This is a genomic window from Winogradskyella immobilis, assembly GCF_021887715.1.
Lineage (GTDB): Bacteria > Bacteroidota > Bacteroidia > Flavobacteriales > Flavobacteriaceae > Winogradskyella > Winogradskyella immobilis.
This window is the reverse complement of the sequence record NZ_JAIQXX010000006.1, coordinates 1-14934: the sequence shown is the minus strand read 5'-3', so window position 1 is coordinate 14934 and position 14934 is coordinate 1. Positions and strand designations below refer to the sequence as shown.

Sequence of the window (14934 nt, the reverse complement as noted above, 5' to 3'; positions counted from 1 at the left end):
TATAGATGTATTGAATTTTTTTGAAATTATGTCAGCTATTTTTTAATAAAATGATTTGGAACACTTATTGCTTTAATCATAACAAATATTAGTATGAAAAAGTATCCTAAATTACTATTAAGCCTTATTTTAGATGCTATTGGTTATGCATCTTTTGTTATCCCAGTTATTGGTGAGTTTTCAGATGTTATTTGGGCACCATTATCTGGTTATTTAATGACACGGTTGTATAAAGGTAAATCTGGTAAAGTAGCAGGTGTTATTACATTTATAGAAGAAGCATTGCCTTTTACAGATATTGCACCGACTTTTACTTTAATGTGGCTATACACCTATGTGTTTAAAACTAAAACAAAATAAAAAAACACTCCGAAGAGTGTTTTTAAAATTAAAGTATTAGGACAAAAAATGGTTATTGTATAATTATTGGGTAATCAACTTCAACATCAGTATCTCCACCAGCATTAGTAATATCTCCTTCAGATACACCAGCTGCATTTTTATCTAATAAATGACGTAAGGTTACTCTTAATGTTCCATTACTAGCATCACCTGTAGTTAATGTTAAATTAATTCCTAATGGATTTCCATCACCATCAAAATCTGTATACATAGTAGTGATGTTGGCTCCACTAATAGCTTGGAAAAAGAATTGATGTTCATCATCTTCTTCAGCAACTTCTTCAGTAATATCTTCTGCTGGGTCTTCAAGTTCATTTAAAGCTTGTACAACACCAGTATAAGTTGTGTTTGCAGCTAAAGTACCTCCAGTAATTACAGCTGCGCCAGGACCATCACCGTCTAAATCTCTGCTGGTAAGTACTATATCAGGACCACCTCCATTAGGTGTTAAAGTTACAGTTAAAGTTGTAATAACTTCTTCGTCGTTAATAACAGGCGGTGTTCCGTCATCATCATCAGAACAAGAGGCTAAAATAAGTAAAGCAATAAGTAAAAGTGGTTTGAACGTTTTCATAATAATTAGTTGTTTTTAAAAATATTAGTAATTTAATTTGATTCTAAGTTTGAAATTTCTTCCTAATTCATCCGCAAAAAACCGGAATCTATTAAGATATTGTCTATAGTTTGTGTTGAATATATTATCCACAGCAAAACCAAGTTCTAGTTTTGTGAGTTTACTCAGGTTAAACTGAATTGATGAATTAAAATGCAGTAAATGATATCCTGGTGGAGGAGTACTAACATCAACTAACTCATCGACAAACTCATTGTTTACAACCGTACGAGCAATAAAGTTATTATCAGGAAAGCGTGTTTGTTCAAAAACAGCTTCACTTTTTAATTGCAGACTAAGGTTATTTAATTTTTTATTGTTGTAAGAAATAGTGTTAAACCAATTTGCAGGTGGTATATTTATAATAGGTCTTTCTGCTTCAGTATCATCACCTCTTAAATATGAAAAACTAGTTTTAAATTGAAAGTAGTCGTTATAATCATATGTTGCATCTACATCAAAACCAACAAGGCGAGCATCGTTTTGTATATATTCAAACTCTTGAAATGCACCACGACTCGTTGTTATAACACCATCTTCTGATGGTTGTAAAACAATATAATCGTTTATTAAGTTGATATACGGAGTGACATTGAAGTTTAAACGACCATTAAATAGTGACCCTTTTAATGTTAAGGCAATCTTATTAGAAGTTTCTTCTTCAATACGTAAATCACCCAATTCAAAAGCAACAGAAGCTTGGTTTAAGCCTTCACTAAATAACTCTGAAGGATTTGGTGGTCTACTTGCTAAACCATAATTTAATTGCAAGTCTAGAGTTTCATTGATATTATAGGCCAATCCTAAGGTGGCAGAAAATGTTGTGTAATCAAAAACAGGATTAACAAGGATTTGACTACCAACTTGCTCTACAATAATATCTGCAAAATCTATATTATAACCGCGATCGTCAAAAAAAGTACCTCTATAAAACTTTTGCGCATCGATACGTGTATAATCTACTCGGGCACCAATATCGATTAGTAAGTCATCAGTAACATCATGTGCTATGCCACCAAATACACCTAAACCATATTTTTCATAATCAGGAATAACACGCCTAACACCTGTTGTTGGATCTGCAAAATTCTCTTGATATATAGCGCTAACTCCAGTACTTATTTTGGCATTATCGAGATTGTTGACTTCTAGTAAAAGATCTAAATTATGTGTTGTTAGTTCTAAATCTACAACAGGGATATCATCGTCTATAAAACTTCTATTGTCAAATTCTTGACGATCATTAAATTGAAACGAATATTGAAAACCTAATTTCCCTAAACGTTTTAATCTAAGGTAAGAGTTCAGTTTAATTAAATGATGTTTTACTTCTTGTCTTGGCAAACCAATATCAAACGAAAAATCTTCAATAATCTCTGGGACAGGTGAGTTTATCGCTCTAATTAAATCTGTAACATTACCAAGGTCTGCTGCCTGTAATATGCCTATTTCTGTATCGTAATAACTATAATAAAGTTCTGCTCCATATAGAAATTTATTTATACCAAAATTAAAGGAAGCTGCTTTTTGTTCAGTCCCTGTATTTGTTAAAAAATAATCAGGAGCTCTAAAGTCTCCAAAACGCTTATATGTACCTTGAACTCTTAAGCCAATACCATTGTTAAACCCTTTATCAACAGAAGAGGATACACTACCGCCACGACCATTAGAGCTTCCTGAAAGAATTGTTTTTCCAAAAACAGTATCTTTTGTAGCTAAAGCTTTAGGTTTTGCTAAAACAACACCACCAATGGCATCTCCACCATATTGTAATGCTCCAGATCCTTTTATAACTGTTAGCCTATCTGCAGTATTAAGATCTACATTAGGAGCATGTTCAATACCCCATTCTTGATCTTGTAAACGCACGTTATTTGTTATTATTAATATACGACTACTATTTAACCCTTGAATAATTGGTTTTACAATAGTACTCCCTGTATTTAAAGAAGATACTCCACTTATCTCTTTTAAAGCATCACCTATAGATGCATCAGAAAATTGCTCAATGTCAGCCGTTTTTAACGTTTGTACACTAGTGGCTTTAGAAATACCTTGTTCTCGTTTTTCTCCAGTAATTACAATCTCGTTTAGATTTTCTAAATGGTGCTCTAAACTTATTTTACGTGTTGTATTTCCTTTAATTTCTAGAGGAATCGTTTTAGAATTGCATTCTGTATGCGATACATATAATTCTACTTTGCCGATACATAATCCTTTAATCAGGTATTTACCTTTAGAATCTGATGTTGTAGATTTTAAGATATTTCCGTCTTTAATGACTACAATAGAAGCATCAACAAGAGGTTTACCATCATGAAAATCGATGATGTTACCCTTTAGAGTAAAGTTGCACTGTTGCGAATACGTTGTTGAAGTTCCTATAAATAATAGGATTAATATAATAGATCTCATTTTAATGTAAAAATTAAAAATAGCTACATATCAAGATTGTTACTGATATATAATTAATTTTTTAAGCTTTGATTTACACTAAAAATGGGGGAGGCCGATTAAAAAAGTTTCCAGGAGGTGTTTTTTCTGAGAAAACAGGAGTTTTATAGAATACTTGGTATTCTACTTCTTGATAATCATTAGTATTCTCAGAAATTTGTAATACAGGTGTAAAAAGAGCTACCTGTTCAGAAGCACTGTAAAATTCACAAAACTGACATTTTTCAGTAGTGTCTTCGTCCATTATGTGAGACACACTATGCGTATTAACTACTTTTATTAAAATAAAGGTAATTAAAAACGTTAATGACATTATTTTGTACAATGAATTTTTCATGTGTTGCAAAATAATAAAAAAAATATGCTAAAGACTGTTAATAAAAACAAAAAACCATTAATTTATAAATTTGCCTAGTCCAAATCGTCGTAACATTTTCTTCTCAAACTCCCAGAAAAACTTAAATTGACCAAATAGCCAACCAAAACAAACTAATAGTATTTGATAGAAAATAAGGCCAATAAAAATGTATAAAATCCAATAACCAATAGCACCGAGGTTTTCTTTAGTAATTCCAATCATTTTAATTATTGGCCGTCCTACATACACAGAAGACGATCCTGTAATTGCAAAAACAATAAATACACGTATCATTTCCCATCGGTATTTTAAAATCCATTTCTTCTTTAATTTTTTAAAAATGAAAAGAATGAACTTTAAAAGAACAAAAAACACAATTAATGTAACAAAAAGTGTAAAAATGAATTGTACATCTTTTAAGAGAACTAGAGCAAGTTTATATGAAGAATAACCTAAGCCTATTAGACCTAATAATGGAAATACCAATTGCCAATTTTCTTGAATTTCCCAATTCGCTTTAAATTTTCTCATAGTTTTTACCTCGCTTGATTTTGCGTTGCAAATTTAATCTAAATTCTAGGAATGAAAGCACTTAACCGCTGTTTATAGGTTAGCTGAAAAAAAATAAAGTAATTGTATAATTTGTAATTGATTTCGTAACCGTAGTCTTCATATCGATTATAATCAATAGTCATTTGATATAGGTTAGGGTCAAAGCGTTGCGGTTGTCTAACTCTATTGTTCCATTCTGTAACAAAAAGATTATTACGAGTTTCCATAAACGATTGCGAATAGTAACCTTCTGGTCTCGCTATAGAAGCTAACCAACCTGTAAAACCTGCATCTATGATTATTATTTCATAAGTATTTTCATCACTACCAATAACGACAGTATCGTTTGCGGTTAAGCTCTCTTGTCTTTCATCAGTTGATTTTGTGTATGTATCGGGTGTTTTACAATTTGTAAATGCAATAGTTGCTATTAATAGAATAATAAATGCTCTCATTGGCGTTTTCAATTTGAATAAAGTTACAAAATATAACAGTACTAGGACATAACTTTAATTCTATTTAATGAAAAAAGCTAGTAAAGAAATACTAGCTTTTATATTATTTAAAAAATAAGTCTGTTTATTTACCAAAAAGGCCACCAAGTAAACCTCCAAGTCCACCTTTTTTACCACTACCTCCAAGCACCATACCAGCAACATCATCAATAACACTACCATCACCATCAGAGTCTAAAACTTGTTCTAAGAAAGTTTGTTCTTTAGTAACGGCACCAGTTTGGCTTGCGCCACCTAAAAGTCCACCTAAAAGTCCGCCTAACCCGTTTTGAGAGCTTACGTTACTTTGTTTTGCTTGCTTGCCTAATACACCCATAAGAATTGGTGCTGCAACCTGAAGAATATTACCTACAGAACCTGCATCTAAACCAGCTTTTTGACCAATAACTTGTTGTACGCCTTGTTGTTTTTGTCCTAAGACATGTCCTAGAATTTTAGAACCATCAGTTTTTAAACCTTGATCACCGCTTCCAAATAAACCACCTAAGTTGTCTAAGATACTTCCATCGTGTTTTCCGTTTAAAGCTCCTAACAAACCTTGAGCACCTTCAGAAGTAGAAGCATTACGCTCCATAGCCTTCATCAATACTGGTAAACCCATAGTTAGTACACTACTTGTTTTGCTTTGATCGGTTCCTGTAGAACCTGATACTCCGTTAATAATAGTTTTTCCTAAATCACTATTTAATAAATCTAAAATTCCTGCCATTTTGTTGTATAATTTTCTAATTAATAAAATTCTGCTTTTCAAGGTACAAAAAAGTCCCAATATATTATTAGGACTCATTATTATTGATTTGGTCACATTTAACCTAAAAATTATTTCAGAATCGATATAATTTGTTCTGCTAGCTCTGTTCCAATACGATCTTGTGCTTCATTGGTAGCGGCACCAGTATGTGGTGTTAATGATAATGCAGGATTCATTAGTAATTGAATTTCTGGTTGCGGTTCATTCTCAAAAACATCTAATGCGGCTCTTGCTACTTTACCGCTTTCTATTGCTTTAACTAATGCAACCTCATTAAGCACTCCGCCACGTGCAGCATTAGCAATGATAACACCATCTTTCATTTGCTTAAATTCTGCTTCATCAATTACATAATCTTTTTGTGCAGGAACATGAAGTGTTAAAAAGTCGGATTGATTTAAAACGGCTTCTTTAGATTCTGTTTTAATTTCAAAATTCACTTTTTGATTATCAAAAAACTCTAATTCTACATGAGCTGACTCCATAAAAGGATCGTAAGCTACGACTCTCATGCCAGCTCCTAAAGCTATTTTAGCGGTAGCTTGCCCAATGCGGCCAAACCCTAAAACGCCCAAAGTTTTTCCTTTTAGCTCAGTCCCTTTTGCATAAGCTTTCTTTAAACTTTTAAAATTGCTATCTCCTTCTAATGGCATGTCTCTATTAGAATTGTGTAAAAAACGTGCCAATCCGTATAAATGCGCAAATACCAATTCGGCTACTGAATGCGAAGATGCCGCTGGTGTATTAATAACATTTAAACCTTTACTACGTGCATAATCAACATCTATATTATCCATGCCAACACCACCGCGACCAATAATTTTTAGGCTAGGGCAGTTGTCTATAATATTTTCACGCACTTTAGTTGCGCTTCTTACTAGAAGCACATCTATAGAATTGTCGTTGATGTAATTTTCTAATTGCTCTTGAGCAACAGTTGTTGTAGATACTTCAAATCCGGCAGCTTCTAGTGCGTCTATACCACTTTGAGAAACTCCATCGTTTGCTAATACTTTCATTGAAAAACTTGTTTTTCATTTCCGCACAAGCGGAAATCTGTTTTACGCTTTACTTTCTAGTTCACTCATGACTTCAACCAATGCTTTTACGCTATCTAATGATAAAGCATTGTACATTGAAGCTCTATAACCACCAACACTTCTGTGGCCATTTAATCCATTAATACCAGCTTCTTTCCACATGGCATCAAATGTTTCTTTTAAATTTTCATTTTCTAAAGTAAACGTGGCATTCATATTAGAACGGTCTTCCTTAACGGCATACCCTTTAAATAAAGGGTTTAAGTCAATTTCCGAATACATTAAACGTGCTTTCTTTTCATTTTCTTCCTCAATAGCTTTAATACCACCAAGATCTTTTAACCATTGTAATGTAAGCATAGATACGTATACAGGAAATACAGGAGGCGTATTAAACATACTGCCTTTACTAATGTGTATTTTATAATCCATCATAGATGGAATTTTACGAGACACTTTACCTAGAATATCTTCTTTAATTACAACTAGAGTTGTACCAGCAGGTCCCATATTTTTTTGAGCTCCAGCATAAATTAAATCAAACTGAGAAAAATCTAACTGGCGCGAAAAAATATCGCTACTCATATCGCACACCATAGGAATTGGTGATTTAGGAAACTGCTTCATTTGCGTTCCAAAAATGGTATTGTTAGAAGTGCAGTGAAAATAATCGTAATCGTCAGGGATATCAAATCCTTTTGGAATATAATTGTAGTTCGCTGTTTTAGAAGATCCAACTTCGTAGATATCATCATAAATTTTAGCCTCTTTAATAGATTTGTCTGCCCATGTTCCGGTATTTAAATAACCAGCTCTTTTTTCTAATAGGTTTAAAGCTACCATTAAAAACTGTGTGCTTGCGCCACCTTGTAGAAATAAAGCTTTATAACCTTTACCTTGTAAACCTAACAACTCTAATGCTAAAGAACGTGCTTGTTCCATAACATCAACAAAAGGTTTACTGCGATGAGATATTTCTAATAAGGACAAGCCGTTATCAAAATTTAATACCGCTTCAGAAGCTTTTTGCATTACCGATTGTGGTAATATGCATGGTCCAGCACTAAAATTATGTTTTTTGATCATTTTATTTTGAATTTATTTCAGAACCACATCATGTGAGGTTCTAATTTTTTAAAACTTAAATCGTTACAAAGGTGTTAATTATATCTCTATTTTGTGTTACAAATTCTATAATTTTTCAGCTATATTTTTAACAAGAATTCAATAGTGTCTACATTATCGGCATAATCCCACAACTGAGGATTTTGTGTGTTTCCAAAAGCAACTTCATTACTGTTAAAGCCATCTGCGACAATACATTGAATCTCATCTGTTTTTGTGGCGATACGATTATTTAGGTCTTCATTAGAATTGTATGTTTCGTAGAATAGAGTAGCTATAGGAGACGCAAAGCTTTCATCTTCTTTTAGCATTAAAAACCCATTTTCTAACATATCGAATTCACTCATTAAATACACCGCTTTGTTATAATCGTAGTTATTGGCATATTTGGCTTCATTAATTATGGGGTGCCATTTATAAATGGCTTTAAAAAACGCATCAAAATCATAACCTTTTGGCACAAACAATTTTGAAACATTTCTACAACCCAATCCATAATATCTAAAAACATCTTCAGAAAGCGCTTCTAGCTGTGCATCAGTTTCTTTGCCAGTAAGTATCGCAACAGAATTTCTGTTTTTTCTAATAATAGACGGTTTGTCTTTAAAATAATATTCAAAATAACGGGCTGTATTATTACTTCCTGTTGCAATAACCGCATCAAAGTGTTCTAGCTTCTCTTCAGTAAATTGTATTTTTCCTTTAAATTCAGGCTCAATAAGTTCTATGTATTTTGCCAAAAATGGAAGTAAATGTTTGTCATTAGAAGATTGTTTAACCAATACATTATGCCCAGAAATGAGTACGGATAAAAAATCATGAAAACCAACTAAAGGAATGTTTCCTGCCATGATTATGACTACGGTTTTACCATCAATTTTATTATTAAAGTGATACTTATTTAACCACTGCTCAATATTACTATTTTTCAATGCATTAGACCAAGATTCTAAAGCGAAAAAAATGTTATTTTCTGTAAACCAAGAATTGTGTTCTTTGGCAATTTTTATTTGATGTTTAAAGCCATCAAAACAAATCTCATTTCCTTCGATATGGTCTTTTTTTTCAATGCCAGAAGTGGTAAACTGACTAAGGAAATCACCTAACTTAACAAAAACGTTAATTCTTTGTTTTATATCCATTCTGCACTTGGTTATCTAATGCTTTTTACATTATTTTTGCAGTGGCAAATTTACGGAAAGCAAATGAGCAAGAAAAGGTTTTGATTTTGATTATTTTATAAGCAATAAAAATACCTTTTGTAAAAGTAAATTTTAGATTAAAAGATAAAATTCTATGGCAATTATAATAACAGACGAATGTATTAACTGTGGAGCTTGTGAGCCAGAGTGCCCAAATACAGCAATCTATGAAGGTGCTGACGATTGGCGTTATAAAGATGGCACTAGCTTAACGGGTACTATTATTTTACCAAACGGTAAAGAAGTGGATGCGGAAGAAGCGCAAGAGCCTATTAGTGACGAACTTTATTATATAGCACCAGACAAGTGTACAGAATGCATGGGCTTCCATGAAGAGCCGCAATGTGCTGCAGTTTGCCCTGTGGATTGTTGTGTGCCAGATGAAGATGTTGTAGAAACTGAAGAAGAGTTGTTAGGTAAGCAGCGTTTTATGCATCCAGACGATTAATACTACTTTAAATATAAAACACAAAACCGAAGGACATCACTTCGGTTTTTTTATGCTTTTTAAAGTTTACTGTTTTGGGACCATTATTAATAAAGACTGTTTGTTGCAAAAATAAATACGCTTACGTATTGACTTCTAGGTTTAGAAGCTATAACTTCGCTTAACGCCTGTTATAATGAGCTTGGCGTAAAGGTGACGTAAACATGGCGTTACCATTAATAGCAAACTCAAAATACATTTGCTGAAACAAAAATTACATTTAATATGGAAACAAAAAAATTGGCAAATAAATTAAAAGAATTAAGGGCTTTAAGAGGAATGTCTCAAGAGTATTTAGCGGAAGAATCGCAGGTTGGTTTACGAACCATACAAAGAATTGAAAATAATGAATCTAAACCTACTGGTGAAACCATTAAAAGAATTGCAAATGCGCTAGACGTGCAATTAAGTGAATTATCTGAATCCGAAACGATTTCAGAAACAGCAGATATTAAAGCCACTATTATTTTTTTAAAAAAACAGCTTAGTAAAGCAAATAAGAAATCTGAAATTAAAACCTTTGAAAGGTTTATTAACACCTTAACAGAGCTTAAAGAGAAGGAATTAAGCCCAGAACAATTAGAAGCCATTGAAAGTTATTTGGAATATCTAGAACTTGAAAAAATACCTTCATTTAGTAATGAATTATTAAAGAAAAAACTAAACCAGTTAAAAAAATATTTAAAAAACAAACTACGGTTTTTGCCTAGTAATTATTACAGGTTTTGGGCTATCAATTTTGGAGTTTCATTTGCTGTTGCTTTTTCTGTAAATGGCAATATAGATAACCGTCTCAGAATTGGGGTAATTTCAGCTGCTGTAGTATTTGCTATTGCAATTATAATGGACTTACGAGCAAAAAAACAAAACCGTTCTTTAAGCTCTTTACGTTTCTAAAAAACGAATTAGTTGACTTTGTAGCTATTTAACAAGTCATTAAAACCACCTTTTATTAAATTAAAAAGAATGAACTCACATAATTGAAAAATACGTAACGTTACGTATTGACTTCTAGGTTTTTAAACTGTAATTTTATTTACAGTTTGGTATAGGCATTAAAACGAATTTATATCACTAAGTTATTGCTAGTACGAAATGATTAAATTAAGAGAAAATAAATATTGTATTAGTGTAGACTCAAGGCTTGTTTATAAAGAAAAACTTAATAACGCCACATTACTTTTCTCAAGTTACATATCAAATCCATATAGGATTCATAGAAGTAACTTCAAAGGACATAACGATGTTCTCAACTGGCTCATCATTTTTATGGACATATAGATAGTTTTACCTATTGATTTTTGTGTGAATTAAAATTAACTTCGCTTACTAGTACTAAATTTGTCTCTGAATCGATTGTAGTAAATCGTTTCAAACGATTCATGCCATTTAATTGTTTAAAAAGGAATTTGATGCTAAATGCGTAAGAATGACATGTTAAAGACGCTATCAAATATGATTAAACAAATGTAATTTTACTTCAAATTAAAAAGTATATAATAATGACCAATTTCAGCCTGGCACAAAATGTAAAAGATTTAAGGGATAGAAAAGGAATATCACAAGAAAATTTGGCGGAAGAATCTGGTTTAAGTATAAGAACAATTCAGAGGATTGAAAATAATGAAACTGTTCCAAGAGGAGATACTTTAAAAAGATTATCTGCAGCATTGGATACTTCACCCGAAGAAATAGTAGGTCGGAAGATACAAGAAGACCAAAATTATTTGATTTTAATGAGCCTTTCGGGGCTTGGATTTTTGTTTTACCCCTTACTTGGAATAATTATTCCACTGATAATGTGGGTATTAAAAAAAGATAAATTAAAAAGTGTTAACAAGCTTGGAAAAGCTATTCTGAATTTTCAAATATCGTATGGTTTGTTATTGCTTCTATATTATTTATTAATACTAGCAGGAGTGTTTTCAATGTTTATACCTCTTTCAGTATTTTATGTATTCAATATTGCAGTAACTATTTATAATACAATTAGAATTTACAATAAAAAATCATTTAAATATAAACCTGCATTTCGATTTCTAAGATAAAAAGGTAACATAGTTAGTCGATCAATGAATAACACGTCAAAATAAAAAGTCATGAAATTAAAAACACTATTTACAACACTCACAATAATCATTACATTTTTTAATGGATTATGTCAAAATGATAATTTCGAGATTACGGGAAAGATTACAAATGATTATTCTGGATACATATATCTGAATTATGGAAATAAAACAGATAGCACATTAGTTATGAGCAAATCGTTTTCTTTCATTGGTAAAGTTAGTTATCCTATTGAATCTTTTCTTCACACAAAGAATGGGGTTACATCTGAAAGTGTTTTATATCTAGAGAATAGCAAAATGAGTGTTAATGTGTCTATTAACAAAAAGACCGTAGCTATCAATTCGATAAAGGGAAATAAAACGGCTCTTATATTATCTGATTTACAGAGTTATTTTCAACAAATTGAATCTGATTCAGATTTCAATGTAAAACTCTATGAAAAATTAGACACCATTATTACTCAAAATCCAAAAAGTCAATTCAGTGGAACAATATTATCAGAAATAGCAGCTGATCCTATATTTAGTTATCAACAGGTCTATAACCTGTTTAATAAGCTTGACATATCAACTCAAAGGAGTGAAGAAATTAAATCTATAAAAGCATCTTTATTAAAGTTGAAAAATATAAAAGTTGGAACAATTCTGAAAGATTTTCAACTCACAGATAGTAAAGGAAAGTATATAAATACGAAGGATTTAAAAAAGGCTATTTTGCTTATTGAGTTTTGGGCTACATATTGTGCTCCCTGTAGAGAAGATAACCCAAAATTGGTGGAAATTTATACTGATTATAAAGAAAAAGGATTTGAAATTTATGGGGTTTCATTTGATTTGAAAAAGGAATCTTGGATTAAAGCAATTAAGGATGACAATCTTTATTGGACCAACACTTTTGCAGAAAAAGGTTCTCAAAGTGAAGCTATAAAATCATTAGGGATTCAACAGTTACCTTCTAACTTTTTAGTTGATACTAATGGGAAAATATTAAGTATAGATATAAAACCAGCAGATTTAAGACAATATTTAGAGCGGTATTTAAACAGTAAATAAATTATGAATACCAAAAAACGATAATTTTAAATCAATAGCCGATGGGTTATATAAGGTCAGTAACTGTACTGTCAATTAAATACAATCCAAAACTTTTAATTTAATTATTCTATTAATTACCTACATTTGCACTCGCAAATTTGTAATAAAAAAGAGGTTCCCGCTTTTACGGGAATCAAAAAACTTGTTTTTGATGAAAGCTGGAATTGTAGGATTACCAAACGTAGGAAAATCAACGTTATTTAATTGTTTATCTAATGCCAAAGCGCAAAGTGCAAACTTTCCGTTTTGTACTATAGAACCTAATATTGGTGTGGTAAACGTGCCAGATCCAAGATTGTCTAAGCTAGAAGAATTGGTAGTGCCAGAAAAGGTAGTGCCTGCCACAGTAGAAATTGTTGATATTGCTGGTTTAGTAAAAGGTGCAAGCAAAGGAGAAGGTCTAGGAAATCAGTTTTTAGCAAATATTAGAGAAACCGATGCCATTCTACACGTATTGCGTTGTTTTGATAATGATAATATTGTACATGTTGATGGTTCTGTAGATCCTATTAGAGATAAAGAAACCATTGATATGGAACTTCAGCTTAAAGACCTAGAAACGACTGAAAAAAAGCTAGATAAAGTAAAGCGTGCTGCAAAAACAGGAAATAAAGAAGCGCAAAAAGAAGAAGCTATCCTTATTAAGATAAAAGAAAACTTAGAAGCAGGTATTTCTGTACGTGCTTTAGAATTTTCTGAGGATGACTATGCTGAGTTTGTAAAACCATCACAGTTTATAACAGACAAACCAGTAATGTATGTTTGTAATGTAGACGAAGGTGCAGCCACAACAGGTAATGCTTATGTAGATAAAGTTAGAGATGCTGTTAAAGATGAAAAAGCAGAAGTATTAGTCTTAGCTGTTGGTACAGAAGCAGATATTAATGAGCTTGAAGATTACGAAGAACGTCAGCTCTTTTTGGAAGATATTGGTCTAGACGAACCAGGTTCTGCGAAATTAATCCGTTCGGCTTATAAGCTTTTAAACCAACAAACGTATTTTACAGCAGGAGTTAAAGAGGTAAGAGCTTGGACCGTAACTATTGGTTCATCAGCGCCACAAGCAGCAGGAGTCATTCATACTGATTTTGAAAAAGGGTTCATCCGTGCAGAAGTTATTGCTTATAATGATTATGTGTCTTACGGAAGTGAAACTAAAGTAAAAGAAGCAGGTAAAATGCGTGTAGAAGGCAAGAACTATATCGTTAAAGATGGAGATGTAATGCATTTCTTGTTTAATGTGTAACTCGCTACGCTCGTAGATGCTAGACTTTAGATTGCTTCGCTTTTAGATAATAGAAGATGATTCCTAACAAACTTCCTTTTGTCATAGCGAATCGGAACGGTGTGACAATCTTTTTAAAAAGTGTTGTTTTTAAGAACTACGTTTTTCTACGACTAAATGAATATTGTAATATATTATTCAAAATAGTAAGCTTATGCCATTTGTAGAACTCAAAACCTATATAAAAGCAGATATTAAATCGTGTTTTGATTTATCGCGCAGTATTGATTTCCATCAAGAGTCTTTAGAACATTCTAGCGAAAAAGCCATTGCAGGAAAAACATCGGGTTTAATTGAGTTGGATGAATGGGTAACTTGGGAGGCTAAACATTTAGGTGTTAAGCAGCAATTAACATCTAAAATCACAAAGTTTAATTCGCCATACTACTTTATCGATGAAATGGTTTCAGGACCTTTTAAGTCTATTTTTCACGAACATATTTTTGAAGAGAAAGAAGGTGAAACTTTAATGATTGACCGTTTTGGCTTTGAATCTCCATTCGGAATCATTGGCAAATTTGTTAATTGGTTATTTCTTACCAAATACATGAAAACGCTTTTAGAAATGAGAAATATTGCACTTAAACAGAAGCTAGAGTTCAGGGGTTAGATCACTGTGTTGTTAGATAATTGAAACAAAATACATTTTGAGACTTCTCCTATATTAAGGGCTATGCAAGATGGAATAAATTAAAATACACAAAGATTAAATTAACTATAAAATAATTTTTAACAACACTTGTCAAAACATAAAATTGTTAAATTTTAAAGTTTATTTCGCAAGTTATTACGGTTTTTCCGTAATTTTTTTAAAAAATAAAAAATTCAGATTTTTCTTATGTTTTTTTGTTGATTCTATTTTTTTTTTTTTTTAGTTTTATCGTGTTAATAGTTAAAATAAGTGAATTTAACGAGCACTTTTTGAGACTATTAGCATTGGTTAGCCATCAAACCTGTACAGGTTTATTTTTTTTACATCGTTA

Annotated in this window: 16 protein-coding genes; 7 read left to right on the top strand and 9 right to left on the bottom strand. The window is 31.8% G+C overall.

Features of this window, described 5'->3' with window-relative positions; all coding sequences use genetic code 11:
- Positions 1-93 precede the first annotated feature (93 nt).
- A complete protein-coding gene (locus K8Z87_RS06100) occupies positions 94-360 on the top strand; it encodes a hypothetical protein (RefSeq protein WP_227476602.1) in 267 nt (88 codons plus the stop codon).
- A 52-nt stretch (positions 361-412) separates the two neighbouring features.
- On the opposite strand, the gene K8Z87_RS06095 is transcribed toward K8Z87_RS06100, so the two are convergent.
- The 9 genes from K8Z87_RS06095 to K8Z87_RS06055 all read right to left on the bottom strand — a co-directional run bounded on the left by K8Z87_RS06095 (position 413) and on the right by K8Z87_RS06055 (position 8952).
- Complete coding sequence (locus tag K8Z87_RS06095; protein ID WP_227476601.1) at positions 413-976, bottom strand: type 1 periplasmic binding fold superfamily protein; 564 nt, start codon at positions 974-976, stop codon at positions 413-415.
- A 24-nt stretch (positions 977-1000) separates the two neighbouring features.
- A complete protein-coding gene (locus K8Z87_RS06090) occupies positions 1001-3430 on the bottom strand; it encodes a TonB-dependent receptor (protein WP_227476600.1) in 2430 nt (809 codons plus the stop codon).
- Between the two features lie 73 nt (positions 3431-3503).
- Positions 3504-3806: a hypothetical protein gene (locus K8Z87_RS06085; protein ID WP_227476599.1), complete on the bottom strand. Its 303-nt coding sequence runs from the start codon at positions 3804-3806 to the stop codon at positions 3504-3506.
- 57 nt (positions 3807-3863) lie between these two features.
- Entirely contained in the window at positions 3864-4358 is a 495-nt protein-coding gene (locus K8Z87_RS06080; RefSeq protein WP_227476598.1) for a DUF6787 family protein, read from the bottom strand.
- 38 nt (positions 4359-4396) lie between these two features.
- On the bottom strand, positions 4397-4834 hold the full coding sequence (locus K8Z87_RS06075; RefSeq protein WP_227476597.1) for a DUF6146 family protein: 438 nt from the start codon (positions 4832-4834) through the stop codon (positions 4397-4399).
- Between the two features lie 124 nt (positions 4835-4958).
- On the bottom strand, positions 4959-5603 hold the full coding sequence (locus K8Z87_RS06070; RefSeq protein ID WP_227476596.1) for a DUF937 domain-containing protein: 645 nt from the start codon (positions 5601-5603) through the stop codon (positions 4959-4961).
- 110 nt (positions 5604-5713) lie between these two features.
- Positions 5714-6664: a D-2-hydroxyacid dehydrogenase gene (locus tag K8Z87_RS06065; RefSeq protein ID WP_227476595.1), complete on the bottom strand. Its 951-nt coding sequence runs from the start codon at positions 6662-6664 to the stop codon at positions 5714-5716.
- A 42-nt stretch (positions 6665-6706) separates the two neighbouring features.
- Positions 6707-7768 (bottom strand): 3-phosphoserine/phosphohydroxythreonine transaminase, encoded by a 1062-nt coding sequence (gene serC / locus K8Z87_RS06060; protein WP_227476730.1) that lies wholly within the window; start codon positions 7766-7768, stop codon positions 6707-6709.
- A 122-nt stretch (positions 7769-7890) separates the two neighbouring features.
- Positions 7891-8952 (bottom strand): acyl-CoA reductase, encoded by a 1062-nt coding sequence (locus tag K8Z87_RS06055; protein ID WP_227476594.1) that lies wholly within the window; start codon positions 8950-8952, stop codon positions 7891-7893.
- Positions 8953-9106: 154 nt separating this feature from the next.
- Here K8Z87_RS06055 and K8Z87_RS06050 point away from each other — a divergent pair, with 154 nt between their 5' ends.
- From K8Z87_RS06050 to K8Z87_RS06025, 6 genes are all read left to right on the top strand, one after another.
- Positions 9107-9460, top strand: a complete 354-nt coding sequence (locus K8Z87_RS06050) for a 4Fe-4S dicluster domain-containing protein (protein WP_227476593.1) — start codon at positions 9107-9109, stop codon at positions 9458-9460.
- Between the two features lie 264 nt (positions 9461-9724).
- Positions 9725-10396: a helix-turn-helix domain-containing protein gene (locus K8Z87_RS06045; RefSeq protein WP_227476592.1), complete on the top strand. Its 672-nt coding sequence runs from the start codon at positions 9725-9727 to the stop codon at positions 10394-10396.
- 605 nt (positions 10397-11001) lie between these two features.
- Positions 11002-11547, top strand: coding sequence for a helix-turn-helix domain-containing protein (locus K8Z87_RS06040; protein WP_227476591.1), 546 nt, complete (start codon positions 11002-11004; stop codon positions 11545-11547).
- Positions 11548-11598: 51 nt separating this feature from the next.
- Positions 11599-12624, top strand: coding sequence for a TlpA disulfide reductase family protein (locus tag K8Z87_RS06035; RefSeq protein ID WP_227476590.1), 1026 nt, complete (start codon positions 11599-11601; stop codon positions 12622-12624).
- A 193-nt stretch (positions 12625-12817) separates the two neighbouring features.
- Complete coding sequence (gene ychF / locus K8Z87_RS06030) at positions 12818-13912, top strand: redox-regulated ATPase YchF (RefSeq protein WP_227476589.1); 1095 nt, start codon at positions 12818-12820, stop codon at positions 13910-13912.
- A 193-nt stretch (positions 13913-14105) separates the two neighbouring features.
- Complete coding sequence (locus K8Z87_RS06025) at positions 14106-14561, top strand: SRPBCC family protein (protein ID WP_227476588.1); 456 nt, start codon at positions 14106-14108, stop codon at positions 14559-14561.
- Positions 14562-14934 lie beyond the last annotated feature (373 nt).

Coding starts and splice junctions, on each gene's coding strand:
- K8Z87_RS06085 (WP_227476599.1), bottom strand. CDS start 3,806: ATGAAAAATTCATTGTACAAAATAATGTCATTAACGTTTTTAATTACC.
- K8Z87_RS06095 (WP_227476601.1), bottom strand. CDS start 976: ATGAAAACGTTCAAACCACTTTTACTTATTGCTTTACTTATTTTAGCC.
- K8Z87_RS06055 (WP_227476594.1), bottom strand. CDS start 8,952: ATGGATATAAAACAAAGAATTAACGTTTTTGTTAAGTTAGGTGATTTC.
- K8Z87_RS06045 (WP_227476592.1), top strand. CDS start 9,725: ATGGAAACAAAAAAATTGGCAAATAAATTAAAAGAATTAAGGGCTTTA.
- K8Z87_RS06065 (WP_227476595.1), bottom strand. CDS start 6,664: ATGAAAGTATTAGCAAACGATGGAGTTTCTCAAAGTGGTATAGACGCA.
- K8Z87_RS06075 (WP_227476597.1), bottom strand. CDS start 4,834: ATGAGAGCATTTATTATTCTATTAATAGCAACTATTGCATTTACAAAT.
- K8Z87_RS06050 (WP_227476593.1), top strand. CDS start 9,107: ATGGCAATTATAATAACAGACGAATGTATTAACTGTGGAGCTTGTGAG.
- K8Z87_RS06090 (WP_227476600.1), bottom strand. CDS start 3,430: ATGAGATCTATTATATTAATCCTATTATTTATAGGAACTTCAACAACG.
- K8Z87_RS06100 (WP_227476602.1), top strand. CDS start 94: ATGAAAAAGTATCCTAAATTACTATTAAGCCTTATTTTAGATGCTATT.
- K8Z87_RS06025 (WP_227476588.1), top strand. CDS start 14,106: ATGCCATTTGTAGAACTCAAAACCTATATAAAAGCAGATATTAAATCG.
- K8Z87_RS06070 (WP_227476596.1), bottom strand. CDS start 5,603: ATGGCAGGAATTTTAGATTTATTAAATAGTGATTTAGGAAAAACTATT.
- ychF (WP_227476589.1), top strand. CDS start 12,818: ATGAAAGCTGGAATTGTAGGATTACCAAACGTAGGAAAATCAACGTTA.
- K8Z87_RS06040 (WP_227476591.1), top strand. CDS start 11,002: ATGACCAATTTCAGCCTGGCACAAAATGTAAAAGATTTAAGGGATAGA.
- K8Z87_RS06080 (WP_227476598.1), bottom strand. CDS start 4,358: ATGAGAAAATTTAAAGCGAATTGGGAAATTCAAGAAAATTGGCAATTG.
- K8Z87_RS06035 (WP_227476590.1), top strand. CDS start 11,599: ATGAAATTAAAAACACTATTTACAACACTCACAATAATCATTACATTT.